The organism is Pseudoxanthomonas sp. CF385, from assembly GCF_900104255.1.
In the GTDB taxonomy this organism is placed as follows: Bacteria; Pseudomonadota; Gammaproteobacteria; order Xanthomonadales; family Xanthomonadaceae; genus Pseudoxanthomonas_A.
Window position 1 is genome coordinate 1,772,901 of sequence record NZ_FNKZ01000001.1, and the last position, 21,774, is coordinate 1,794,674.

General features: G+C 68.1%; 15 protein-coding genes and 1 tRNA gene. 11 read left to right on the plus strand and 5 right to left on the minus strand.

Annotated features, from left to right (window positions below; genetic code table 11):
- Nucleotides 1-241: 241 nt before the first annotated feature.
- From thrA to BLT45_RS08260, 5 genes are all read left to right on the plus strand, one after another.
- Nucleotides 242-2,734 carry a bifunctional aspartate kinase/homoserine dehydrogenase I gene (gene thrA, locus BLT45_RS08240; RefSeq protein WP_093297296.1) on the plus strand — a complete coding sequence of 831 codons (2,493 nt, stop codon included), beginning with the start codon at nt 242-244 and terminating at the stop codon, nt 2,732-2,734.
- A gap of 37 nt (nt 2,735-2,771) precedes the next feature.
- Nucleotides 2,772-3,701: a homoserine kinase gene (locus BLT45_RS08245; RefSeq protein ID WP_093297298.1), complete on the plus strand. Its 930-nt coding sequence runs from the start codon at nt 2,772-2,774 to the stop codon at nt 3,699-3,701.
- 12 nt (nt 3,702-3,713) lie between these two features.
- Nucleotides 3,714-5,009, plus strand: coding sequence for a threonine synthase (gene thrC / locus BLT45_RS08250; protein ID WP_093297301.1), 1,296 nt, complete (start codon nt 3,714-3,716; stop codon nt 5,007-5,009).
- A 9-nt stretch (nt 5,010-5,018) separates the two neighbouring features.
- Nucleotides 5,019-6,068, plus strand: a complete 1,050-nt coding sequence (locus BLT45_RS08255) for a L,D-transpeptidase (protein ID WP_093297303.1) — start codon at nt 5,019-5,021, stop codon at nt 6,066-6,068.
- A 128-nt stretch (nt 6,069-6,196) separates the two neighbouring features.
- Nucleotides 6,197-6,862 carry a murein L,D-transpeptidase catalytic domain family protein gene (locus BLT45_RS08260; RefSeq protein ID WP_093298743.1) on the plus strand — a complete coding sequence of 222 codons (666 nt, stop codon included), beginning with the start codon at nt 6,197-6,199 and terminating at the stop codon, nt 6,860-6,862.
- A 7-nt stretch (nt 6,863-6,869) separates the two neighbouring features.
- Here the strand turns inward: BLT45_RS08260 and BLT45_RS08265 are convergent, their stop codons facing one another.
- Nucleotides 6,870-7,730, minus strand: a complete 861-nt coding sequence (locus tag BLT45_RS08265; protein ID WP_093297305.1) for an MBL fold metallo-hydrolase — start codon at nt 7,728-7,730, stop codon at nt 6,870-6,872.
- A gap of 111 nt (nt 7,731-7,841) precedes the next feature.
- On the opposite strand from BLT45_RS08265, the gene BLT45_RS08270 reads away from it, so the two are divergent.
- Both BLT45_RS08270 and BLT45_RS08275 read left to right on the plus strand, forming a co-directional pair.
- Complete coding sequence (locus BLT45_RS08270; protein WP_093297307.1) at nt 7,842-8,318, plus strand: OsmC family protein; 477 nt, start codon at nt 7,842-7,844, stop codon at nt 8,316-8,318.
- A gap of 93 nt (nt 8,319-8,411) precedes the next feature.
- The gene (locus tag BLT45_RS08275; protein WP_254771848.1) at nt 8,412-9,446 is read left to right on the plus strand and encodes a LacI family DNA-binding transcriptional regulator; all 1,035 of its coding nucleotides are present in this window, start codon (nt 8,412-8,414) and stop codon (nt 9,444-9,446) included.
- A gap of 7 nt (nt 9,447-9,453) precedes the next feature.
- Here the strand turns inward: BLT45_RS08275 and BLT45_RS08280 are convergent, their stop codons facing one another.
- Nucleotides 9,454-11,130: an alpha-amylase family glycosyl hydrolase gene (locus tag BLT45_RS08280; protein WP_093297309.1), complete on the minus strand. Its 1,677-nt coding sequence runs from the start codon at nt 11,128-11,130 to the stop codon at nt 9,454-9,456.
- On the minus strand, nt 11,130-12,515 hold the full coding sequence (locus tag BLT45_RS08285) for an MFS transporter (protein ID WP_093297311.1): 1,386 nt from the start codon (nt 12,513-12,515) through the stop codon (nt 11,130-11,132). The genes BLT45_RS08280 and BLT45_RS08285 overlap by 1 nt, the downstream gene beginning before the upstream one ends.
- Before the next feature lie 372 nt (nt 12,516-12,887).
- On the opposite strand from BLT45_RS08285, the gene BLT45_RS08290 reads away from it, so the two are divergent.
- The 3 genes from BLT45_RS08290 to BLT45_RS08300 all read left to right on the plus strand — a co-directional run bounded on the left by BLT45_RS08290 (nt 12,888) and on the right by BLT45_RS08300 (nt 18,481).
- On the plus strand, nt 12,888-14,504 hold the full coding sequence (locus BLT45_RS08290) for an alpha-glucosidase family protein (protein WP_093297313.1): 1,617 nt from the start codon (nt 12,888-12,890) through the stop codon (nt 14,502-14,504).
- A 16-nt stretch (nt 14,505-14,520) separates the two neighbouring features.
- Entirely contained in the window at nt 14,521-15,444 is a 924-nt protein-coding gene (locus tag BLT45_RS08295) for an alpha/beta hydrolase (protein WP_217629537.1), read from the plus strand.
- Between the two features lie 274 nt (nt 15,445-15,718).
- Nucleotides 15,719-18,481, plus strand: coding sequence for a TonB-dependent receptor (locus BLT45_RS08300; RefSeq protein ID WP_093297315.1), 2,763 nt, complete (start codon nt 15,719-15,721; stop codon nt 18,479-18,481).
- 118 nt (nt 18,482-18,599) lie between these two features.
- Here BLT45_RS08300 and BLT45_RS08305 read toward each other — a convergent pair.
- Nucleotides 18,600-18,675: transfer RNA gene (locus BLT45_RS08305), tRNA-Ala, on the minus strand.
- A 17-nt stretch (nt 18,676-18,692) separates the two neighbouring features.
- Nucleotides 18,693-19,802 carry a ribonuclease D gene (gene rnd / locus BLT45_RS08310; RefSeq protein ID WP_093297317.1) on the minus strand — a complete coding sequence of 370 codons (1,110 nt, stop codon included), beginning with the start codon at nt 19,800-19,802 and terminating at the stop codon, nt 18,693-18,695.
- A 231-nt stretch (nt 19,803-20,033) separates the two neighbouring features.
- On the opposite strand from rnd, the gene BLT45_RS08315 reads away from it, so the two are divergent.
- The gene (locus tag BLT45_RS08315) at nt 20,034-21,764 is read left to right on the plus strand and encodes a formylglycine-generating enzyme family protein (protein WP_254771849.1); all 1,731 of its coding nucleotides are present in this window, start codon (nt 20,034-20,036) and stop codon (nt 21,762-21,764) included.
- Nucleotides 21,765-21,774: the final 10 nt, after the last annotated feature.

Below are 21,774 nucleotides of genomic sequence, written 5' to 3' on the forward strand. Positions count from 1 at the left end.
TCTTCACCCATGCGCTCCCTTGCCCACGCGTCTGCGAATTCGATCCCGGCCCCGATGCCGGTGTCGGCGCGCGCATCCGGTGGACGCACGGCCCTGATTACGACCATTACCACCCTGACTCGTCGGGTGCGGCTGGTCGTGTTCGCGTAACTCGCAAACCACGGCCCCGCACCCGGATCAGGATGCAGGGCGACCCCGATTCCTGATGCGTGCCGGGCCTCCTAACCGAGGTTCCTGACCCATGTCGTCCCGCAGCGCCGAAGTCGAACACGCCAAACCCCGCACCGTCGTCCACAAGTTTGGCGGCACGTCCGTCGCCGATGCCGAACGCTATCGGCATGTCGCCAAGCTGCTGCTGGCACGCGACGAGGAGGTGCAGGTCACGGTCGTGTCGGCCATGAAGGGCGTCACCGATGCGCTGATCGAATTGTGCGAACTGGCCGCCGCCAACCGCCCGGAGTGGCACGAAAGCTGGCATGCCCTGCGCGCGCGGCATCGCGGCGCGGCGGTGGCGTTGCTGGGCGAAGAGGCCGGGCCGGTGATCGAATGGGTCGACGAGCGCTTCCAGCGGCTGGAGGAGATCCTCAACGCGCTGATCGTCATCGGTGGTCTGCCGGAAGTGGTGCTGCAGCGCGTGCAGGGGCTGGGCGAAGTCTGTTCGGCGCGCCTGCTGGGTGAGTACCTGAAGCTGCAGGGCGAAGATTGCGCCGTGCTGGACGCCCGCGACGTGCTCCGCGTCGACCACGGTGAACTCGGCGTGGTGGTCGACTGGGAAGACAGCGCGCAGCGCCTCGCGACGTGGCGTGCCGCGCACCCAGAGCGCCGCGTGGTGGTCACCGGTTTCGTCGCGCGCGACCGCGAAGGCCGCTTCACGACACTGGGCCGCAACGGCAGCGACTACTCCGGCGCCATCTTCGCCGCCCTGTACGACGCAGCCGAACTGCATATCTGGACCGACGTGGATGGCGTGCTGTCGGCCGACCCGCGGGTGGTGCCGGAGGCCGTGCAACTCGGTGCCCTGAGCTACGACGAAGCCTGCGAACTTGCCTACTTCGGTGCCAAGGTCGTGCATCCGCAGACCATGTCGCCGGCGATGGAGCGGGGGTTGCCCATCATCATCCGCAACACCTTCCACCCGGAACACCCGGGCACGCGCATCACCGCCGAGCGCGACGCCGTCGGCCCGGTGAAGGGACTGACGCTGAGCGCCGACCTGGCCCTGCTGAACCTCGAAGGCACTGGCCTGATCGGGGTACCCGGTACGGCCGAGCGCGTGTTCGCCGCGTTGCGCAATGCGCACGTGTCGGTGGTGATGATTTCGCAAGGGTCGTCCGAGCATTCGATCTGCTGCGTGGTCAAGGCCAGCGAAGCGGCGAAGGGACAGGCTGCGCTGCTGGACGCGTTCGCCCACGAACTCGATACCCGCCAGATCCAGCGCGTCCAGCGCCGCGACGGCGTCAGCGTATTGGCCGCGGTCGGCGACGGCATGGCCGGCACGCCGGGCGTATCGGCGCGCCTGTTCGGCGCGCTGGGCCGTGCGCAGGTGAACATCCTGGCGATCGCCCAGGGCTCGTCGGAGCGGAACATCTCGGTGGCTATCAACAGTGGCGATGCGACCAAGGCCCTGCGTGCCGCGCACGCCGGGTTCTGGCTGTCGCCGCAGACGTTCGCGATCGGCGTGATCGGCCCGGGCAACGTGGGCGCGGCGCTGATCGAACAGCTGCGTGCGGCGCAACCGCAACTGCTGGCCAAGGCCAACCTCGACCTGCGCCTGCGCGCGGTCGCCTCGAGCCGCAGGATGCTGCTGGACGAGCGTTCGCTGGGTGACGACTGGCGCGCGCGCTTCGACGCCAGCGCGCAGGCCACCGATCTCGACCGCTTCACCCAGCACCTCTTGTCGGCGCACATGCCGCACGCAGTGATCGTGGACTGCAGCGCGAGCCCCGTCGTGGCGGACCGGTACGCCGAATGGCTCGCCGCCGGCATCCACGTGGTCACCCCGAACAAGCAGGCCGGTGCCGGCGCGCTCGAGCGCTACCACGCCATCCGCGAGGCCGCGTCGGCCAGCGGCGCGCGCTTCCGTTACGAGGCGACGGTCGGCGCTGGCTTGCCCGTCATTTCCACGCTGCGCGACCTGCTGGATACCGGCGATGTGGTGGTGTCGGTGGAAGGCATCTTCTCCGGCACGCTGGCCTGGCTGTTCAACAAATACGACGGCAGCGTGCCGTTCTCGCAACTGGTCACCGAGGCGCGCGGCCTGGGCTATACCGAGCCGGATCCCCGCGACGACCTGTCCGGCACGGACGTGGCCCGCAAGCTGGTGATCCTGGCCCGCGAAGCCGGCCGCGAACTCGCCCTGGACGATGTGCAGGTGGAAAGTCTGGTGCCGGAATCCTTGCGGCAGGCCAGCGTGGACGATTTCATGGCGCGCCTGGGCGAAGTGGACGCGGCCTTCGCTGAGCGTTTGGCGCATGCGCGCGCGGACGGCAACGTGCTGCGTTACGTGGCCCGATTGGATGCTGAAGGCCGGGCCCGCGTCGGCCTGGTGGAACTGCCCGCGGCGCACGCCTTCGCCAACCTGCGCCTGACCGACAACATCGTCCAGTTCACCACCCGGCGTTACTGCGACAATCCGCTGATCGTGCAGGGCCCGGGCGCCGGGCCGGAAGTGACCGCCGCCGGCGTGTTCGCCGACGTGCTGCGCGTGGCGGCCGGGCAGGGCGCGAAGCTGTGAGGCGGGATCTGGGCAGGCCATCGGGAGCGTCGTGGGCATGAGGCAGCAGGCAAGTGCGTTCTCACCGGCGTCGGTGGGCAACGTGGGCGTGGGGTTCGACATCCTGGGCCACGTGATCGAAGGAGCGGGCGATACGGTGACCGTGCGGCGCATCGACGCGCCGGAGGTGCGCATCGCGTCCATCAGCGGCGCCACCGTGGACCTGCCGCTGGATGCGCCGGGCAATACCGCGGGGGCGGCGCTGATCTCGCTGCGTGAAGCGCTCGGCCTGCCGTTCGGCTTCGAGGTGGAGATCGAGAAAGGCATTCCCCTGGGATCGGGCATGGGCGGCTCCGCCGCGTCCTGCGTAGCGGCGCTGGTCGCCGCGAATGCGCTGCTCGATGCGCCGCTGCCGCGCGAACAGTTGTATCCGCATGCGCTGGTGGGCGAGGCCGTCGCCAGCGGCGGCAAGCACGGCGACAACCTCGGCCCGATGCTGCTGGGCGGCCTGGTGCTCGCCACGGCCGAGCACCTGGTGCGCATTCCCGTGCCGGAGGCCTGGCACAGCGTGCTGGTGCATCCCGACGCGATTCTGGAAACGCGTCGCGCGCGCGCGGCGCTGCAGGGCGACTACGCGCTGAAGGATTTCGTCGCCCAGAGCGCGAACCTGGCCCTGGTGCTGGCCGGGTGCCATGCCGGCGATGCGTCGCTGGTCCGCGCGGGCTTGCAGGACATCCTGGTGGAGCCGCGCCGCGCGCCGTTGATCGTCGGCTTCGATGCCGCGAAACAGGCCGCGCTCGAGGCCGGCGCGATGGGCGCCAGCATTTCCGGCGCCGGCCCCAGCGTGTTCGCGTGGTTCGAATCGCGCGCCGAGGCCGAAGCGGCCGCGCCGGCCGTGCAGGCCGCGTTCGCCGCCGCCGGTTTCGACAGCCAGGCCTGGGTGTCGCCGATCAATGCCACGGGCGCGCAGCTCGTGTCCGCCTCCTGACTCTTACTGCTCATGAATTTCATCTCGACCCGCAACGCCGCGCCTGCCGCCACCCTCAGCCAGGCCATCGCCGCCGGATTGGCGCCCGACGGCGGCCTGTATGTGCCCGAAGCGTTGCCCGCGCCGCGCGAGCTCGCGCCGGGCCGCGACATCGCCGAGACCGCGGCGACGCTGTTGGCCCCGTTCTTCGTCGATGACGGGCTGGAAGGCGAACTGGCGGCGATCTGCCGCGAAGCCTTCGATTTCCCCGCACCGCTGCGTGCGCTCGGCACGCCGGGCGACCATGTGCTCGAGCTGTTCCATGGGCCGACCGCCGCCTTCAAGGATTTCGGCGCGCGCTTCCTGGCGGCCAGCATGGCGCGGCTGCGTCGCAGCGAAGCCAAGCCGCTGACGATCCTGGTGGCGACCTCGGGCGATACCGGAGCGGCGGTCGCAGCGGCATTCCACCGTCAGCCGGGTCTGCGCGTGATCGTGCTGTATCCCGATGGCCGCGTGTCGCCGCGACAGGCGCACCAGTTGGGATGCTTCGGCGACAACATCACCGCGCTGCGGGTAGCCGGGTCGTTCGACGACTGCCAGGCGCTCGTGAAGCGCGCGCTCAACCACGTCGACCTGCAGGCGCAGGCGCCGCTCAGTTCCGCCAACAGCATCAGCTTGGGTCGCCTGCTGCCGCAGATGAGCTACTACGCCCACGCGGCACTGACCCACCGCGCGGCCACCGGCCGGTCGTTGAACCTGGTCGTTCCGACCGGCAACCTCGGCAATGCGCTCGCCGCGATCCTGGCACGCGCGCTGGGCGTACCGCTGGGCCGCATCGCGCTGGCGACCAACGCCAACCCGGTGCTGCCGGACTTCTTCGCCGGCAACGACTACGCGCCCGCCGCCAGCGTGCCGACCCTGGCCAATGCGATGGACGTAGGGGCGCCGAGCAATTTCGAACGCCTGCGTTGGTTGTATGCCGGCGACGATGCGGCGCTGCGTGCGGGGTTCACCGCCACGCGCGTCGACGACGCCACCATCCGCGAGGCGATCGCGCGGCGCTACCGCGACCACGGCGAGATGCATTGCCCGCACACCGCCACCGCGATAAAGGTGCTGGAAGACCTGCGTGCAAAGGGCGAGGCCGGCGACTGGGCCGTGGCCGCCACCGCGCATCCGGCCAAGTTCGAGAGCGTCGTGGAGCCGCTGATCGGGCGCACGGTGGAGGTGCCGCCCGCGTTGGCCGACCTGCTGGCCCGGCCCGCCCACGCCGCGCCGGTGCCCAACGCGTACGCGGCGCTGCGCGATGCGGTGCTGGCCGGCGTGTAAGCTGGGCGCATGCCCCGACCCCTGACGCTGCTCGCCTTCGCCTGCTTGCTGGCCTTCGCCGTGCCCGCATGGGCGCAGACGAAGCCCGCCACGGCCACCGCCGTCTCCACGCCCGATGTCCGTGCACTGAAGCCGGGCGAGTTCCTCTGGTATCCGCAGATCGCCCCGGATGGTCCGGTGGTGCTGGTCGTCAGCCTCGACGAGCAGCGCGCCTACGTGTACCGCAACGGCATCGCCATCGGCGTGTCGACGATCAGTTCGGGCAAGGAAGGCAAGGAAACACCGACCGGTGTCTTCACCATTCTGCAGAAGAACAAGGACCACCGGTCCAACCTCTACAACAACGCGCCGATGCCCTTCATGCAGCGGCTCACCTGGGACGGCATCGCCCTGCATGGCGGCAGCCTGCCCGGATATCCCGCTTCGCATGGTTGCGTGCGCCTGCCGCAGGCGTTCGCGGAAAAACTGTTCGGCATCACCCGCTTCGGCGACTCGGTGGTGGTGGCCAACGCCAAGGCCTCGCCGGCGAGCATCGTGCATCCGGCGGTGCTGGCGCCGGTGACGTCCGGCGGACAGGCCGCGCATCCGTCGCTGTCGGCGTACGAGGTCTACTGGAACGAAGCCGCCTCGCCCGAGGGGCCGGTGAGCATCCTCGTCAGCCTGTACGACCAGCGCGTCTCGGTGCTGCGCAATGGCGTGCTGATCGGTTCGGCGCCGCTGCAGATGGTCCAGGACTTCGCGCTGAACGGCACGGTGTTGTTGGTCATGACCACGGAAACGGAGGACATTCCCAGTCTTCTGGATCCGCGGCAGAAGGAATACCGCTGGGTCGCCCACCGCGTGCTGGGCGCGGCGGATGCGCCGATGCCGCCGTTGCGCCGGCTGGGCGAATCGTTCTGGATCCCGCAGGATTTCGCCCGCCGGCTGTACGGCATCCTGACCCCGGGTACCACCGTGCTGTTGTCGGACCTGCCGGGCGTTCATGCAACGCCGGCCGAACAGGCGCCCGTCCCGGTCTTGGAATCGGACGAGGCGGCCCCCACAACGGCCGTACGCTGAGTCGCGGACGGAATCGGGAGATCGGCGTTGGTCCCCAAGGTCTGTGCGCCATGAATCTCCGCCCGATGTCGTCCCTGCGTCGCCTGTCCCTCGTCGCCCTGTGCCCGATGGTGTTCGCCGTGCCCGCGATGGCCGCCGCGCCGGGCGACACCACCGAACGCCTGGTCGATACGCTCCACCGTGCGGCCCCGGCACTGGACCGCAACGTGCTGTCGATGGCGGCACGCGCGATGGCCTGCTCGATCAAGCGCGGCGGGCCGGTGCCTTCGCAGCGGCTCAGCGTGATCGACTACTCGCGCCCGTCCACGCAGCCGCGGCTGTGGGTGTTCGACCTGGAGCGCCAGCGCCTGCTGTTCGAGGAGTGGGTGGCGCACGGCCGCAACACCGGCGAGAACCTCGCGCGGAAGTTCTCCAACGCCAATGGCAGCTACATGTCGAGCCTGGGCGCCTTCGTGACCCAGGAGTCGTACAGCGGGTCGAACGGCTATTCGCTGCGCCTGCAGGGCCTGGAACCGGGCTTCAACGACAATGCCCGCGAGCGCGCGATCGTCATCCACGGCGCGCCCTACGTGAGCGATGCGCTTATCCGCGCGCAGGGTCGCCTGGGCCGCAGCCTGGGCTGTCCTGCCGTGCGCACGGCGGTCGCGCGCCCGCTGATCGACACGATCCGCGGCGGCTCGTTCGTGTTCGCGTATTACCCGGACGCCGAATGGCTGAAGCGCTCGTCGTTGCTGAGCGTCGATTGCGGCGAGGGCGTGGCCGCGCACCCCGCGGCGGCGGGTGCAGGCGGCTGAGCGCCGCTCAGACCTTGAGCGGGATCTTCAGGTACCGGCGCCCATTGCCTTCCGGGTCCGGCAGGCGGCCGGCGCGGATATTCACCTGCAGCGCGGGCAGCAACAGCACCGGCGCCGACAGCGTGGCATCGCGCGCTTCGCGCATGGCGACGAAGCTGGCCTCGTCCACGCCGCCGCCGACGTGCACGTTGCGCGCCTTCTCGTCGGCCACCGTGGTTTCCCATGCGAAGTGGTCGCGTCCGGGCGCCTTGTAGTCGTGGCACAGGTAGAGCCGAGTCTCGCCCGGCAAGGCAAGCAGCTTCTGGATCGAGCGGTACAGGGTGCGTGCGTCGCCGCCGGGAAAGTCCGCGCGCGCCGTGCCGTAGTCCGGCATGAACAGGGTGTCGCCGACGAACACCGCATCGCCGATGCGGTAAGAGACGCAGGCTGGCGTATGGCCGGGCGTGTGGATCACCTCGACCCGCAGATCGCCTAGCGGAAACGCGTCGCCGTCGCGGAACAGACGGTCGAACTCGCGACCGTCGCCGCTGACGTCGTCCATGCCGAAGACCGGCGCGAAGGTGCGCTGCACGTCGGTGATGTGTTCGCCGATGCCGATGGGCGCGCCGGTTTTTTCCTTCAGGTAGGGCGCGGCGCTGAGGTGATCGGCATGCGCATGCGTTTCAAGGATCCAGGCGACGGACAGCCCCTGGTCCGCGACGAAGCCGAGCAAGGCGTCCGCCGATCGGTAAGCGGCGCGGCCGGCGCGATGGTCGTAGTCGAGCACCGGATCGATGATCGCGGCCTGGCGCGTGGCCGCATCCCAGACCACGTAGCTGACGGTGTTGGTCGCGTCGTCGAACTGGGCGTGCAGGGCGGGGATGGCCATACGGCCTCCGGCAACGGGAAGCGGCCATTCTAAGGCTTCGCGCCGTCACCGACGCCGCGGGCAGGCGCGTGGGATGATGGGCGCCGACGCCGACCGTTCCAGGACACCGCCATGAGCGACACCCAGCGCATCCGCCTGACCCTGGAGCAGGAGGACGACTACGCCTTCCGCATCCGGTTCGATGACACCACCATCGCCGATCTGATGACCGACGAATCACCGCCGCTGGGCCAGGGCGAAGGACCGAACCCGACGCGCCTGCTGCTGTCCGCCGTGGCCAATTGCCTGTCCGCCAGCCTGCTGTTCGCGTTGCGCAAGTTCAAGAACACGCCCGGCAAGCTGGTGACCCACGCCACCGCGGAACTGGTGCGCAACGAACAGGGCCGGCTGCGCGTGGGCCATATCCATGCCGACATCCGCCTGGCGGAGGCGGGCGCGGCGCACGCGTCGCTGGAGCGCATCCTGGCCCAGTTCGAGAACTTCTGCGTGGTGACGGAGAGCGTCCGCCACGGCATCGATGTCTCCGTGAGCATTACCGACCGTGACGGTGTGCAGCTGCACGGCACGGCGCGTACGCCCGATGCCTGAGCGCTGGGACCGCTTCCACCGGGCCGGGATGAAGCTCCGGCGGGGGCGTGTCATCATCGGGGCTCCTGCCGCCCGTTTCCGAACCTGTCCGTGATCGCGCCCATCAAGGGAAAGGCCACCTCGCTGGACATCGCCCATCTGGCGGGTGTGTCCCAGCCCACCGTGTCGCGCGCGCTGCGCGGCAGCCCGATGGTCAATGAGGAGACGCGCAAGCGCATCCTGGCGATCGCGGAGCAGCTGAACTACAAGGTCGACAAGAACGCCTCCAACCTGCGCCGGCAGCATTCGGGCACGCTGGCCCTGCTGTTCTTCGAGGACCCGACCCCGGACGAATCGGCGATCAATCCGTTCTTCCTGTCGATGCTGGGCAGCATCACCCGCGCGTGTGCGTTGCGCGGCTACGACCTGTTGATCTCGTTCCAGCAGCTGTCCAACGACTGGCAGGCGGATTACGAGGACAGCAAGAAGGCCGATGGCATCATCCTGCTCGGCTATGGCGACTACCTGGAATCGCGCAGCCGGCTGGAGCGCCTGGTGGAGCAGGGCACCCATTTCGTGCGCTGGGGCGCGGTGCAGCCGGATACGCCCGGCGTGTCGATCGGCTGCGACAACACCCAGGGCGGGCACGACATCACCGCGCACCTGATCGCGCAGGGCCGTCGCCGCATCGCGTTTCTCGGCCACGCGTCGAACCACTATCCGGAGTTCTTCGAGCGCTACCTCGGTCACCGCCAGGCACTGGAGGCCGCGGGCCTAACGGCCGATCCGTTGCTGCAGGTCGATGCGATCACCACCGAGCAATCCGGCCACGAAGCCGCCTGCGAACTGCTGGCCAGAGGCGAGGCCTTCGATGCGATCTTCGCCGCCAGCGACCTGATCGCCGCCGGCGCGATGAAGGCGCTGCTGGAGCGTGGCCTGCGCGTGCCGGAGGACGTCGCCGTCGCCGGCTTCGACGACATTCCGCTGGCCAGCTTCGTCAACCCTGGCCTGTCCACCGTGCAGCAGGACACCAAGCGCGCAGGCGCGCTGTTGGTGGAAACGCTGCTGGCGCTGATCAACGGCGAGCCTGCCGAGAGCCAGACGATCCCGGTCAGGTTGGCGCTGCGGGGATCCACCGCAGCGAAGTGATCCGCGCTCAGTCGGCTTTCGGCGCCTTACGGGCCATCAGTTCGGCCAGGCGTGCACGGGTATCGGCGCGGGTAATCGGCGCATCGAGCAGGAATACGCGCACGCCGTGCGCCGGCACCTCGGCCTGCAGGCGGTTGCGCACGCGCTGCTGCTTGCCGGTGAAGGCATCGCGCCATTGGCCCGCCTGCAGGTGGTCGGACACGGACACCTTCGCCGGCGCATCCGCCTTGTTCAGCAGCACCAGCGCGGTCTGGTTGACGCCCTCGTGCTGGAGTACGCGATAGAAGATGGCCTGGTCGCCTTTCATGCGGACATTGAGCTGCAGGCCGCGCTGAAGGGCGGGCGTGTCGCGGCGCAGGTGGGCGATCCGCTTCAGCGGGGCGAAGATGGGGCTCTTCGGCGCGGCGTCGACGCGTTCCTGGCCGAAGTAGTTGCGGTTCCCCGCGTGCTCGGCACGGCCGCGTTCGAACCCGATCTCCGAGCCGTAGTAGACCACCGGGATGCCGCGCGCGGTGAACAACCAGTTGTGCGCGTCGATGAAGCCCGCGTCGCTGGCGTTCATGCGCGCCATGTCGTGGTTGTCGTAGAACGTCATCAGCTCGTACGGATTGGCGTACGGACCATCCTCGAGGTACAGGGCCTTGCCGATCTCCTCGTAGCTGGTGCCGGGCTTCTCGAACACCTCGGTCAGTTTCCCCTTCAGCGGGAAGTCGAGCACGCTGTAGTTGCCGTTGCGGGACCAGGTGTGGCCGGCGATGCTGGCGGCGTCGTAGTTGAAGTTCTCGCCGAACATGAAGAAGCCGGGCTTCTTAACGCGGATGCGGTCGGCGAATTCCTTCCAGAACGCGTGCGGCATCCACGCGATGGTGTCCACGCGGAACGCCGCGGCGCCCTGGTCGATCCACTGCTCGTAGGCGCCGACCAGGTACTCCATCACCGCCGGGTTGTTCTCGTTGAAGTCCGACAGCTGGGCGAGTCCGCCGCCGGTGTTGTAGAACGCATGCAGCGGCTTGCCACGTGGGTCCAGCTTGTCCGGGTCGAGGTTCTGGTGGTCGGCGACCAGCGTCCCGTCCTTGTCCCAGACCTTGCCATACTGCGCCTGCTTCTTCGGCATGGAGTACGCCGGTGAGCCGTGGTTGCCGACGATATCCAGCACCACGTCGAGCTTCTGCTCTTTCATGGCGCGCGTGAAGCCGGCGAAGTCCAGCCCTTCGCTGGGCAGGTGTTCGTCGAGCTTGTAGAAGTTGATGCCCCAGTAGCCGTGGTAGCCGGTCTTGCCGCGGTCGGTGAACATGCCGGCCCACTTCACCTCTTCGCCACCGGTGAAGGCTTCATCCGGGTTGTCGATGATGGGCGTGATCCATACCGAGGTGAAACCGAGGTCGCGGATATAGCCCGCGTTCTCCAGCACGCCCTTGAAGTCGCCACCGAGGTAGCCGACGTTGTCGGTCTGGCCTGCGGGGGCTCCGGGCGTGGGGCGATCGAACGTACGGTTCGCGCCGCCCTGGTCGCGGTGGTCGTTGGACGGGTCGCCGTTGACGAAGCGGTCCGTCAGTACGAAGTAGACCGCTTCCTTCGCGAAGGGCTCGGTGGTGCCGTAGACATCATCCGCGGCCAGCGCAAGAGCGGGTGCGCCGAGCAGGGCGGCCAGGGCGTTGGTGAGGGCGTGGCGGGCGAGCTTCATCAATGAGCCTGCGAGGGAAGGGAGGCGGGAGCACCGGAGGGTTCGTGCACGCGAAACAGGGCCAGTGCAGCGAGCAGCAGGCTCGCACCGCTGATGACCAAGGCGAAGATGGCCTGGTTCGCGAAGAAAGCGCGCAGCGCCGGGCCCAGCAGCGTGGCAGCGACGATCTGCGGGACCACGATGAACATGTTGAAGATGCCCATGTAGATGCCCATTCTCTCGGCAGGCACATGGCTCGAAAGCAAGGCATAAGGCATCGACAGGATGCTGGCCCAGGCGACGCCGACCAGGGCGAAGGAACCGATCAGCCAGGCCGGATGCGGCACGAACACCATCGACAGGAAGCCGATGCCGCCCAAGACCAGCGAGCCGGCATGCACCGCCTTGCGGTTGAGCGGTAAACGCGCCGCATAGAAGCTCAACAGGAGCGCTACCAGCATCGACGACAGGCCGTAGTAGCCCATGTAGGAGCCGACCAGGTCGGCCGCATCCTGGAACGCGGCATTCGCCGACTGGAAGGCGGCGGCTTGTGCAGGCACGGCCATGTCGAACGCGGCAGGGTCTGGTGCGGGAGCCTTGAACACATGCTCGGTCAGGCCCGGCGTGGCCATGCTCCACATGGCGAAGAACGCCAGCCAGCTGAAGAACTGCACCAGCCCAAGGCGGCGCATCTGCGCCGGCATGTGGACTACATGGTGGACGATCTCGCCGGCGAAGTTGCCGCGGCGCTTCTGTTCGTCGCGGAAGCGCTGCAGGTCCTCCGGCGGATACTCGGGCGTGGTGAGGATGGTCACCAGGATGCTTGCCATGAAGACGAAGGCGCCGATAGCGAAGGCCACCTTCACCGAGGGCGGCACCACGCCCGGTCCGGCTTCGTTCGGCACGCCGAGCTGGGTGATGAACCAGGGCAGGTTGCTCGCCACCCACGTGCCCACACCGATGATCAGCGTCTGCAGCACGAAGCCGAAGGAGCGTTGCTCTTCGGGCAGCTTGTCGGCCACCAGCGCCCGGAACGGCTCCATGCTGATGTTGATGCTCGCATCCAGCACCCACAGCAGGCCCGCGGCGATCCAAAGCGTGGGCGAGTGGGGCATGAACACCAGCGCGATCGAACTGAGGATGGCGCCGATCAGGAAGAACGGCCGGCGACGGCCGAGGCGCGGATGCCAGGTGCGGTCGCTGAGGTAACCAATGATGGGTTGCACCAGCAGGCCGGTGAGCGGCGCGGCGATCCACAGCAGCGGCAGGGCATCCTTTTCCGCACCGAGCGTCTGGAAGATGCGGGACATGAAGCCGCCCTGCAGCGCGAAGCCGAACTGGATGCCGAGGAAACCGAACGACATGTTCCAGATCTGCCAGAAGGACAGGCGCGGCTTGGCGGTCATGCAGGGTTCCCGGTGGTGCGTGGACGGAAGGCGGCGCGCGGACGCCGCGGACGTGGCGGCATCTTGAAGGCAAGCGCGGGCGTTTCCATGCTGCACCGCAAACAATGCGGACGCGGAGGACCCCATCACTCATGGCCAGTCCTCGTCTTGATAGAAGCCCGAAAAGCCTTGTGCTGATTGGGTTTCGGCAGGCCATTTCGTCTGGTCCTGCTGTGATGGACGCATCGCTGGCGGGCGGGTACGCACGACGCATGCATACGTATTCATGCGTGTGCATGGCGCCTTGCGCCCACGCGCCCCGATGGCTCGTGGAATAGTGGCGCCCGCCGTGCGCACCGGAGGGGTGCGCCATGCATGCGAGCTGGTGTTGCAATGAAGAAGAACAATTGGTGGCGCGGCGCGGTGATCTACCAGATCTACCCCCGCAGCTTCCTGGATACCAACGGGGACGGCGTCGGCGACCTGCCGGGCATCGTCGAGAAGCTCGATTACATCGCGGGCCTGGGCGTGGACGCGATCTGGATATCGCCGTTCTTCAAGTCGCCGATGGCCGATTTCGGCTACGACATCGCCGACTACCGCGACGTGGATCCGCTGTTCGGCACGCTGTCCGACTTCGACCGCCTGCTGGCGAAGGCGCATGCGCTGGGCATCAAGGTCATGATCGACCAGGTGCTGAGCCATTGTTCGGTGGAGCACGCCTGGTTCAAGGAGAGCCGCGAGAGCCGCGACAACCCGAAGGCCGACTGGTACGTGTGGGCGGACCCGAAGGAGGACGGCACCCCGCCGAACAACTGGATGTCGCTGTTCGGTGGCGTGGCCTGGCGCTGGGAGCCGCGCCGCGAGCAGTACTACCTGCACAACTTCCTGGCCAGCCAGCCCGACCTGAACTTCCACAACCCTGCCGTGCAGGACGCGACGCTGGACAACGTGAAATTCTGGCTCGACAAGGGCGTCGACGGCCTGCGCCTGGATGCGATCAACTTCTGCTTCCACGATGCGCAATTGCGCGACAACCCGCCCAAGCCGAAGGAAAAGCGGGTGGGGCGCGGCTTCAGTCCGGACAACCCGTACGCGTACCAGTACCACTACCACAACAATACGCAGCCGGAGAACATCGGCTTCCTCGAGCGCCTGCGTGGCCTGCTGGACCAGTATCCCGACGCGGGGGCGCTGGGCGAGATCTCGTCGGAGGATTCGCTGGCGACCACCGCCGAGTACGTCACCGACGAGCGCCTGCACATGGGCTACAGCTTCGAGCTGTTGACCGATGACGGCACCGCCGCCTACATCCGCGACACCGTCGAACGCCTCGAGGCCGCCATGGTCGAAGGCTGGCCCTGCTGGGCGATCTCCAATCACGACGTGCAGCGTGCCGTGACACGCTGGGGGCGTGGCGATCATTCGCCGGCGCTGGCCGCCCAACTGGTCGCGCTGGTCTGCTCGCTGCGCGGCTCGGTCTGCCTGTACCAGGGCGAAGAGCTGGGGCTGCCCGAGGCCGACGTGCCTTACGAAGCCCTGCAGGATCCCTACGGCAAGACGTTCTGGCCCAACTTCAAGGGCCGCGACGGCTGCCGCACGCCGATGCCGTGGCAGGACGGCGAACAGGCGGGTTTCAGCAACGGCGTTCCATGGCTGCCGATCCCGGCCGAACACCGTGCGATCAACGTCGCTGTGCAGGACGCCGCCGCCGACTCGATCCTCAACCAGGTGCGGCGGTTCCTGGCGTGGCGGCGTACCCAGCCGGCCTTGCGGGTAGGCAGCATCCGCTTCCTCGACGCGCCCGAGCCGGTGCTCGCCTTCGTACGCGAGGTCGAAGGGGTCTCCTTGCTCGTCGTGTTCAACCTGTCGCCGCAGGACGCCCGCTGGACGCTGCCGGCCGGTATGTCGCCGCGTCCGTTGGACGGCCCCGGCCTGCCATCGGGCACGGTGCAGGAAGGCACGCTCGTGTTGCCGGCCCGTGGCGTGTACTACGCCCTCATCGACTGAGCGACGAGGCACGAAGATGGGCATCCGCATGGGCACCTTCTGCGTCGCGCTGCTGATGCTCGCCGCGGCATCCGCGCAAGCGCAGTCGAAGCCAGCGTCCGCGCACGTCGCCCAGGCAGTGACCGGCGACGGTGTGACCGGCACACTGCTGCGTCATGCGCAGTTCCCCTCGCGTCACGTGGCCGCGCGGAACGTGGACGTCTGGTTGCCGCCCGGCTACGCGGAGGCGGCGGGCACGCGTTACCCGGTGCTTTACATGCACGACGGACAGAACGTGTTCGATCCGTCGACGTCGTACACGAAGGTGGACTGGGGCGTGGACGAGGCGATGACCCGGCTGATCGCCAACGGGCACGCGCGCGCAGCCATCGTCGTTGCGGTGTGGAACACGCCCAAGCGCTTGCAGGAGTACATGCCGCGCAAGGCGATCACGGGCGAAACGTTCATCCCGACGCCGGGTGATCCGCCCTTCCCGACGGGCGAGATCGTCGCCGACGACTATCTCGCTTTCCTTGTTACCGAGCTGAAGCCGTTCATCGATGCGCACTACCGCACGTTGACCGGCCCGGAAGATACGTTCGTGATGGGCTCCAGCATGGGCGGACTGATCTCCGCCTACGCGGTGCTGGAGTACCCGCAGGTCTTCGGCGGGGCAGGGTGCGTGTCCACGCACTGGCCGATCGCCGGCGGCATCGTCGAGGGCTACCTCGCGGAGCATCTGCCCGCGCCCGGCATCAACCGCTTCTACTTCGACTACGGCACCGAAGCCATCGATGCCATGTACGAGCCCTATCAGCAGCGCATTGATGCGCTGATGCGCACGCGCGGTTATCGGCCGGGCGCCGATCTGTTGAGCCATCGCTACCTGGGCGCCACCCACAACGAGGCCGCGTGGCGCGACAGGATCGAAGTGCCCCTGATGTTCCTGCTGCGACCCTAGATCGGCCGCCGCGCGGGCCATCCCGAGCACGTAACTGAACCGCGTCGCGCATCGTTGCGGCGTGGATACGCACGCCTGCGCAGGCGTACGGAACGCGTGTTACGCCGCTGCGCGGAATATGCATGAATACGTATGCAGGCCCGTTTGTGCAACTGCACGCGCCACTACCATGGCCGCACGTTTCGGGGCCCCGTGCCCCAACGTGTAAGACCCGGGCGATCGCGCTGCGCGACGCACCCGGTTCGTCGCATACAACGTCCTTGGAGAGGGGAACATGCAACTCAAGCGCAACCTGCTGAGCGCGGCGTTGGCGTCTGCCATCGCGCTCACCGCGACCGGCGTGAACGCCCAGACGGCCCAGCCCGCCGAACAAACGAACGAACAGGCCGAAGCCACCGAGCTGGACACGGTGGTCGTCACCGGCATCCGCCGCGGCATCGAGAGCGCGATCTCGGTCAAGCGCGATTCCACCTCCATCGTCGAAGCGGTGTCCGCCGAAGACATCGGCAAGCTGCCGGATGTCAGCATCGGTGAATCGATCGGTCGCCTGCCCGGCCTGGCGGCGCAGCGCGTCGCGGGTCGTGCGCAGGTGATCAGCGTCCGCGGCCTGTCGCCCGACTTCTCCACCACGACGCTCAATGGCCGCGAGATGGTCAGCACCGGCGACAACCGCAGCGTCGAGTTCGACCAGTACCCGTCCGAGCTGGTCGCCGGCGTCACGGTGTACAAGACACCGGATGCCGGTCTCATCGGCCAGGGCCTGTCGGGCACGATCGACATGCAGACCGTGCGTCCGCTGAGTTTCGATGCCCCGGTGGGCACGGTAGGCGTGCGCGGCCAGCGCAATTCACTGGGCGCCGCGGCGGATGCGTCCGCCTACGGCGAACGCGTCAACGCCAGCTATATCACCCAGAACGAGGCGCGGACGTTCGGTTTCTCGATCGGTTACTCGCATACCACCACGCCGATCCAGGAAAACCAGGTCGGCCTGTACGAGCCGTGGCAGGCGATCGGCGACAACTGGCGCCCGGGCGTGCCTGCGGGCACGTTCTACTCCGACGGCATCAAGGCCCTGCGCCGTACCGGTGAAACCAAGCGCGACGGCGTGATGGCGACGCTGCAGTTTCGTCCGTCGAATGCCTGGACCAGCACGCTGGACCTGTTCCATTCCGAGGCCGAGCAGGTCGATACCGCCAATCAGCTCGAAGTGCACATCGGCGACTACAACGGCGGTTATGGTCGTCTGCAGGTCACCAATCCGTCCATCAACGGCAGCAACACGTTCACCGGCGGCACGGTCGGCAACGTGTACCCGCTGGTGCGCGGCATGTACAACAATCGCGAAGACGAGATCAACGCATTCGGTTGGAACAACGAGTTCACCGTCGGCCAGGCGCGCATCATCGCCGACATCGGCTGGTCGCGCGCCAAGCGCGACGAGCTCAACCTCGAGAACAACACGCAGATGCTGCCGGCGCCGCAGTTGGACACGCTGCAGTTGCAGATCCGCAACAACGGCTTCTCCCAGATCAATCCCGGTCGCGACTACTCGGATCCGAGTTCGTTGTATCTCACCGGCACGATCTACGGGTCGGGCTACGGCAAAGTGCCGAACGTCGTCGACGAGCTGCGCACGGGCAAGCTGGCAGCCTCGTTCCCGGCGCCAGGCTTTCTGTCCTGGATGTCGGATATCGATGTCGGTCTGAACTACGCCGATCGTGAAAAGAACAAGCGCCAACCCGAGGGCAACATCAACCTCGGCGCGCAGGGCATCACCACGATCGCGTCGGACCTGCAGTACCGGCCGGTGGACCTGAGCTTCGCGGGCGTCGGCTTCATCCCGTCCTGGAACGTGCCGGGTGCGGTGGCGCGCTACATGACGTTCGAACCGAGCGACAGCGCGTTCCCGTACCTCGTCGCCAAGGCGTGGGACGTGCGCGAGAAGACCACCACCGCCTATGTCCGCGGCAACGTCGACACCGAGTGGGGTAATGTCAGCGTGCGCGGTAACGCCGGTGTGCAGGTGCAGCGCGTCGATCAATCCTCCGATGCGATCCGGCTCAGCGGCGGCGCCGATCCGCAGCCCATCCACATGGGCAAGACCTTCACCGATGTGCTGCCGAGCATGAACCTGGCGTTCGGCTTCGAGAACGACCAGACCCTGCGCGTTGCGCTGGCCAAACAGGTGGCGCGTCCGCGCGTCGACCAGCTGCGTGCCTCGCTGGAAGTGACGGCGTCCGACGGTCCCGACCAGGACAACGGTCTGCGCAACAGTTTCGCCAGCGGTGGCAATCCGCTGCTGGACCCGTGGCGTGCCTACGCGTTCGACATCTCCTACGAGAAGTACTTCGGCACCAAGGCCTATGTGGCGGCGGCGTACTTCTACAAGGATCTGCAGACCTACATCTACACCCAGACCGATCCGTTCTACGACCTGTCCGACTACACGCCTGACATCCCGCCGAACGCTAACTATCCGGGCGTGGGCGTCGATCCGACCGGCAGCTATTCGCGTCCGGTGAACGGCGAGGGCGGTACGTTGCAGGGTCTGGAACTGACAGCGTCGCTGCCGTTCGAGATGTTCAGCGATGCGCTGCAGGGTTTCGGTGCGGTGGCCAGTGCCACCTTCAACGACAGCAACATCCAGATCCGCGATCCGGAAAGCGCATCCAGCGTCGGCGCCGGCGACATCGACCTGCCGGGCCTGTCCAAGCGGGTCTACAACCTGACGGTGTATTTCGAGAAGAACGGTTTCGAGGCGCGCGTCAACCAGCGTCGTCGTTCGGACTTCATCGGCGAGATCGGCAACTTCAACGGCAACCGCACGCTGCGCTACGTGGTCGGCGAGAACATCACCGACGCGCAGGTCAGCTATTCGTTCCCGGAAGGACATGCCCTCAGTGGCCTGAGCGTGCTGTTCCAGGCCAGCAACCTGACCGACGAGGCCTACCAGACCTACGCCGGCACCAAGGACCGTCCGCTGGAATACGTCGAATGGGGCCGCAGCTACCTGCTGGGCGTCAGCTACAAGTTCTGATCCACGCGTTACCTTGCTCTCCCAGCCCGTCGGCGTCCTGCCGACGGGCTTTTTCTTTGGGAGGCCGAGGATGGCGCAAAGAAAAAGGCCAGGCATTCGCCTGGCCTTTCGTGTTGATTGGTGGAGCCAGGGAGGATCGAACTCCCGACCTCGTCATTGCGAACGACGCGCTCTCCCAGCTGAGCTATGGCCCCACATGAGCGGCGCCATTCTAGCCCGCAGGGGCTGGCTGTGCCAAGCCTGCGCCGTCCAGCACGGGGGTCAGGACGGGCTCCAGTTCGCGCCGTCGCCAGCCGCCGAGGGCGGCGGGCCACTGCCCGGCGTCCAGCAGTCCTTCCAGGTAACGGCGCGAGGCGAGCACGCCGTCGGGCAGGCCGAGTTCGCTGCTGCGCTGGGCGACGGCATCCTGCAGGCGTTTGAGGCGCGCCTTGTCGCCGTCGGTCGCGTTGCGCGCCACCGGCATGTCGGCCTCGTCGTTCAGCGGGGTGTCCAGCGCCTGCCAGATCGCGTCCGCCAGCTTGCGCGGGGCCTTGGGCTGGGTGTCGAAGAAGCGCAACAGCGCGGCCTTGTCGATGGGCGGGGTACGCGCCAGCGCCACCGCCAGCTCGTTGTCGAGGATCCAGCTACGCGGTTTGTCGCTGGCGCGCGCCTGCACCTCCCGCCAGCGCAGCAGGCGCACGAGCCGATGCTGCGCGTCGATGTCGAGGAACTGCGCGCTGCGCATCGACAGGTGCGGCCAGCGCTCGCCTTCGTCCTGCGCGGCATTCTCGACGAAGCGCGCGCAGTCTTCCTCCAGCCAGCCCAGACGGTCGGCGGAGACCAGTTCGGTCCTCAGCGCGTCGTGCACGGCGAACAGGTAGCGCACATCGTCGGCGGCGTAGTGCAGCTGCGACTCGCTTAGCGGACGGCGCAGCCAGTCCGAACGCGTCTCGCCCTTCGGCAGCACCACGCCGGTGACGCGTTCGACCAGCTTCTGGTAACCGATACCGGCCGCCACGCCGGCCAGCGCGGCCGCGATCTGGGTGTCGAACAGCGGCGTCGGCAGCACGCCACAGGACACCTTGAACGCCACCAGGTCCTCGCTGGCGCTGTGCATCACCTTGGTGATCGACGGATCGGACAGCCAGGGACGCAGGGCATCGGTCATGCCCGGTGCCAGCGGGTCGACGAGCAGGACGTCCTCGTCGAGGGCGATCTGCACCAGCGCGAGCTGGGGCCAGAACGTGCGTTCGCGGACGAACTCGGTATCCAGGCCGATCCGCGTCGGGCGGCGCTGCAGGTGCGCGTCCAGCGCGGCGGGGGTGTCAATCCAGTGGGGCAACGTAATCTCCGCGTGATGCGTCGTTTGCTCAGTCGGGGGACAATAACCTAAGGTCCCGGCTCTGCCGGTATCGTCTGCCGGCATTCTCTCATGGGGGCCGGTCGCTCCCTTCACGGAGGATGTTTGCGCGCGCTCCTTGTCGCCTTGTTGATCTCGCTGTCCGGGTTGGCCGCATGCTCGCGCGACGACGGCGCGCCGCAGGACGGCCAGGCCGCCGGCGACAACGTGCGCATGCCGCGTGTCACCGTCAGCGGCGACGACAGCAGCATGGACGAACTGACCTGGCGGGCGCCCACGGTGACACTCGTTGGAGAAGATGTGGCCGACGCACGCCAGCGTGCCGCGCGCGCGCTGGCCGAGGACCGCCTGTTCGACGGGCCCGACGATGCCATCCCGTTGTACCTGGCGCTGCAGCGCCTGGATCCCGCCGATGCGCGCGCCAAGGCCGGCCTGGAACGCAGCCTGGATGCGCTGCTGGCGCAGGGCGCGCAAGCGCTCCGCCACGCCGAGGACCGTACCGAATCCCTGCGCCGCGCCCGCCAGATCGCCGCGGTGGCGCGCACGCTGGCGCCGGCCGATCCGGCCGTGACCGCGTATCTGGCGCGGGTCGACGATGCCGACCAGCTGACCCGCCTGAACGTCGCCGCCGAGCGTGCGCTGCGCGAGGACCGGCTGGGCGAGGATGGCGGTGGCGCGCTGGCGGGGTTCCGCGAGGTGCTGAAATGGAAGCCGGGCCAGCCCCGCGCGATGCAGGGCGTGGCGGCGGTGGAGAGCGCGCTCATCCGTCGTGCCGAAGACGCGGCGCACGCCAGCGATTTCGACACCGCCCGGCGCTGGCTGGAGGCGGCCGCGCAGGTGCGTGAAGACGCGCAGACCGTGGCGGATGCGCGCGTACGGGTGGAAGCGATCCGCATCGCGCGCATCGTCGACCTTCGCGACGCGGGCGTGCGCGACATCGCCACGCCGCAGGGCATCAAGGACGCCCGGGTGAAGCTGGCCGAGGTGCTCCGCATCGCCGAGCCCGGCAACCGGGTCGCGGCCGACCTTCGCCAGCGCATCGACCTGGCCACCTACTACGGCTTGTTCCGCCCGGGCCAAGCATTCACCGACGCGCTGCACCACGGGGGGCGGGGGCCGGAAATGGTGGTCGTGCCGCACGGTGGCTTCCTGATGGGGGCCACGGAGGACGAGGCCGACGCCGCCGATGCCGAGAAGCCCGCGCATTACGTGCGCTTCGACCGCGGGTTCGCCATGGCACGCCACGCGGTGACCGTGGGCGAGTTCCGCCGCTTCGTCCAGGCCACCCAGTACCGGCCGCGCGCCACCCGTCGCGGCCACTCCATCGTTTACGACGAACGCAGCGGCAATTTCGTCCGCCGCAGCGGGGTGGACTGGCAGTCCGATTACGCCGGCGATCCGGCCAGCGACGACATGCCGGTGCTGCATGTCAGCGTGTACGACGCCGAGGCCTACGCCGAGTGGCTGGCGGGACAGACCGGCCATGGTTACCGCCTGCCCAGCGAAGCCGAGTACGAATACGCGCAGCGCGGTGGCCAGCAGGGCCGCTATCCGTGGGGCAACGGCCAGCCCCCGCGCGGGGTGGCCAACCTGACCGGCGGCAACGACCGCTCCCCCAGCGGCCGCAACTGGAACAACGCCTTCATCGCCTACGGGGACGGTTACTGGGGTCCGGCGCCGGTGGGGCGCTTCCGCGCCAATGCCTTCGGCCTGAAGGACCTCGAGGGCAACACCAGCGAATGGGTCGGCGACTGCTGGCACGCCAGCTACCGGCGCGCGCCGGCGGACGGGGCGGCGTGGTTCAATCCCGGCTGCCGGTCGCGGGTGGTGCGTGGTGGCTCCTGGGCCAGTTCGCCGGCGCAGGCGCGCGCGGCGTGGCGTTCGTCATCGGATTCGGATATGACTAATGCGCGGGTGGGCTTCCGCGTCGTTCGCGGCATCTAGGCCGCCAGGG